Annotated in this window: 4 protein-coding genes; 1 reads left to right on the top strand and 3 read right to left on the bottom strand. The window is 67.7% G+C overall.

Features of this window, described 5'->3' with window-relative positions; genetic code table 11:
- Nucleotides 1-46 precede the first annotated feature (46 nt).
- The 3 genes from ACFWZ2_RS43425 to ACFWZ2_RS43415 form a co-directional block, all read right to left on the bottom strand.
- Nucleotides 47-553 (bottom strand): HNH endonuclease, encoded by a 507-nt coding sequence (locus tag ACFWZ2_RS43425; RefSeq protein ID WP_384555327.1) that lies wholly within the window; start codon nt 551-553, stop codon nt 47-49.
- A gap of 149 nt (nt 554-702) precedes the next feature.
- Entirely contained in the window at nt 703-1242 is a 540-nt protein-coding gene (locus ACFWZ2_RS43420; protein WP_384555326.1) for a YbhB/YbcL family Raf kinase inhibitor-like protein, read from the bottom strand.
- Nucleotides 1243-1289: 47 nt separating this feature from the next.
- Complete coding sequence (locus ACFWZ2_RS43415; protein WP_384555325.1) at nt 1290-2072, bottom strand: sporulation protein; 783 nt, start codon at nt 2070-2072, stop codon at nt 1290-1292.
- A gap of 162 nt (nt 2073-2234) precedes the next feature.
- Here ACFWZ2_RS43415 and ACFWZ2_RS43410 point away from each other — a divergent pair, with 162 nt between their 5' ends.
- On the top strand, nt 2235-2876 hold the full coding sequence (locus tag ACFWZ2_RS43410; protein WP_384555324.1) for a DNA-3-methyladenine glycosylase: 642 nt from the start codon (nt 2235-2237) through the stop codon (nt 2874-2876).
- Nucleotides 2877-3127 lie beyond the last annotated feature (251 nt).

Genomic DNA, 3127 nt, shown 5'->3' with positions numbered 1-3127 from the left:
GCCAGGCACCGACCGGTGCCTGGCTGCGGGCCGTAACGGTTGAGGTCTAGGCCGCGGGCTGCGCCAACCAGTCCGGCAGCGACGCCAACTCATCCCGCCCAAGCGACAAGAGCATCGCATCCGCGGGAGTGGGCTCGAACGGCTGCCGCAGCAACGGCATCCCCGCCTCGTCCGGCGTCCGGTCCGCCTTGCGGTGATTGTCCGTCGCGCACGAAGCGACCGTGTTCAACCAGGAGTCCGCGCCACCCTGCGCCCGCGGCACCACGTGGTCCACCGTCGTCGCACGCCGGCCGCAGTACGCGCACCGGTGCCTGTCCCTGACAAGGACACCCCGCCTGGACCATGGAGCTTGTCTTCGGAAGGGCACTCGTACATACCTGCAGAGCCTGATCACCCGCGGCACCGGGATGTCGATCGCCGCCGCGCGCACACGCAGTCCGGGGTGGGCGTGCTCGACCACGGCCTTGTCCTGGAGCACCAGGACGACGGCCCGGTTGAGCGACACCGTCGAGAGCGGCTCGAAGCTCGCGTTCAGCACCAGCGTGTCCCGCATCAACCTGCCCACCTCCCGTTATGCACCGGCCCACCGCCTGGCGGGCTGGGATCAACTCTGGCCGGGCACGCCGAGATGGACAACGCAATAAAAAATGCCCGCCTCTGATCACTTCCATGACCAGAGGCGGGCAAACAAACGATGAACGCTCAGTTCTCCGCGAGGGCCGCGTACTCCGCGACGACCTGTGCGCGGGCGAGCGTGTGGAACCGGAGGTTGAACCCCACGACCGCGGGTGAGGCGTCCGAGTCGGGACCCAGCTTCTCCTGGTCCACCGCGTACACGGTGAACACATAACGGTGCGCCGGATCCCCGGGCGGCGGCGCCGCACCCCCGAAGTCCTTCGTCCCGTAGTCGTTGCGCACCTGCACCGCGCCCTCCGGCAGCCCCTCGAACTTGCCGCTGCCCGCACCACCGGGCAGCTCCGTCACCGAGACCGGGATGTCGAAGACGGTCCAGTGCCAGAACCCGCTCCCCGTGGGGGCGTCCGGGTCGAAGCACGTCACGGCGAAGCTCTTGGTCTCCGGCGGGAAGCCCTCCCACCGCAGCTGCGGCGAGGTGTTCCCGGCCGCGTAGACCTGAGCGTCCTTGAGGACCGCCCCCGGCTCGAAGTCCTCGCTCACGACCGTGAACGACGGCACGGGCGGGTGGAAGTCATGGGGAAGCGGCGGCCTCTTGAGCTCGCTCACGTCGGCACCTCCTGGTTGGTTGCTGGCTCTCGCTGCTCGCTCCGAGCCTAGAACCAGTTGCGCTTGCTGCCGACCTGGGACAGCCACTCGTTGAGGTACGCCGCCCAGTCCGTGCCCTGGAAGTCGTTCAGACCCACCTTGAACGAACGGAACGAGTCGCTGCCCTCGCTGAACAGACCCGGCTTCTTGTCCATCTCCAGTACGACGTCCATCTCGCGGTCGTCCGCGACGAAGCTCAACTCGACCTGGTTGAGGCCGCGGTACTGCTGCGGCGGGTAGAACTCGATCTCCTGGTAGAACGGCAGCTTCTGCCGCGTACCGCGGATGTGACCGCGCTCCATGTCGGCGCTCTTGAAGCGGAAGCCCAGCTGGATGAAGGCGTCCAGGATGGCCTGCTGCGCCGGCAGCGGGTGCACGTTGATCGGGTCAAGGTCGCCCGAGTCCACGGCGCGCGCGATCTCCAGCTCGGTGGTCACACCGATGTTCATGCCGCGCAGCTGCTGCCCGTCGATGCTCGTGACGGGCGTCTCCCAGGGGATCTCCAGGCCGAACGGCACCGCGTGCACCTGACCGGCCCGCAGGGTGAAGGCGCCACCGAGCCGCACCTTGGTGAACTCGATGTCCTGCTTGGTCTCCTGGTCGTTGCCCTCGACCTCGACCCGGGCCTGCAGACCGACGGAGAGACCCTCGATCTCCTGGTCCACGGACCCGCCCTGGATCCGCACCTCACCCTGGACCACGCCGCCCGGCACCACGTTGACCTCGGTCAGCACGGTCTCGACCGAGGCGCCACCGGCCCCCAGACTCGCGAGCAGCTTCTTGAACCCCATGACTCTCCATCCCCAGGCCGCCGCCTGTGGCTCGTCTCGACTTGAATCCTTGATCGGTACAAACGCGAGGGGACCGCGCCCGGTTCCGTGTCATCACCCTGGCAACCGGACGACCCGAGGACCACCCGTGCCCAAAGACCAGGTGCACTACGCTCGTACGCCATGATCGCGGCCCCTGACCGTACGCCCCTCACGCGTGACTTCTTCGACCGCCCCGTCCTCGAGGTCGCCCCGGACCTGCTCGGCCGCGTCCTCGTCCGTGACTCGGAGGACGGTCCGATCGAACTCCGTCTGACAGAGGTGGAGGCGTACGCGGGGGAGGTCGACCCCGGCTCCCACGCCTATCGCGGTCGCACCGCCCGCAACGGCGTGATGTTCGGACCGCCCGGACACGTGTACGTCTACTTCACCTACGGCATGTGGCACTGCATGAACCTGGTGTGCGGTCCACCGGGCATGGCGAGCGCGGTCCTGCTGCGCGCGGGGGAGATCACCGAGGGCACCGAACTGGCGCGCAAACGTCGACTATCGGCCCGCAACGACAAGGAACTGGCCAAAGGCCCCGCACGCCTGGCCACCGCCCTTGACGTGGACCGCAGGCTCAACGGCAGCGACGTCTGCGGAGACCCGGCCTCCCCGTTCACCGTGCTCTCCGGCACGCCCACCCACCCCGACCAGGTCAGGAGCGGCCCCCGCACCGGGGTGTCGGGGGAGGGCGGCGTCCACCCGTGGCGCTTCTGGACGGCCAACGACCCTACGGTGAGCCCCTATCGGGCCCATACGCCCCGACGCCGCCGAACTTGACGCGTCCTTGGGGCATCCGTAATGTAGTCCGAGCCGCTTGAACCGGTCACGGCAATCTGCCGGACACCGGAAGCGGCCAACCACTACCTACGACTTCCCCTCGGCGGGGTCTTATTTCGCATGCCTGCATGTCGAAATTCGAACTCGCGGAACTCGATTATGAGTTGCGGAGGGAATCCGCTAAAGTAGTGAACACGCCGAAAGGCAAAGGCCCTCCAACGGCCACCGGAAATGAAATCCGAACCGGGAAC

The organism is Streptomyces sp. NPDC059002 (genome assembly GCF_042740435.1).
Taxonomy (GTDB): Bacteria; Actinomycetota; Actinomycetes; order Streptomycetales; family Streptomycetaceae; genus Streptomyces.
This window is presented reverse-complemented; position numbering and strand designations above follow the sequence as displayed.

Bases quoted from the DNA above. Each gene is read 5' to 3' on its own strand.
- ACFWZ2_RS43410 (WP_384555324.1), top strand. From the start codon at position 2,235: ATGATCGCGGCCCCTGACCGTACGCCCCTCACGCGTGACTTCTTCGAC.
- ACFWZ2_RS43425 (WP_384555327.1), bottom strand. From the start codon at position 553: ATGCGGGACACGCTGGTGCTGAACGCGAGCTTCGAGCCGCTCTCGACG.
- ACFWZ2_RS43415 (WP_384555325.1), bottom strand. From the start codon at position 2,072: ATGGGGTTCAAGAAGCTGCTCGCGAGTCTGGGGGCCGGTGGCGCCTCG.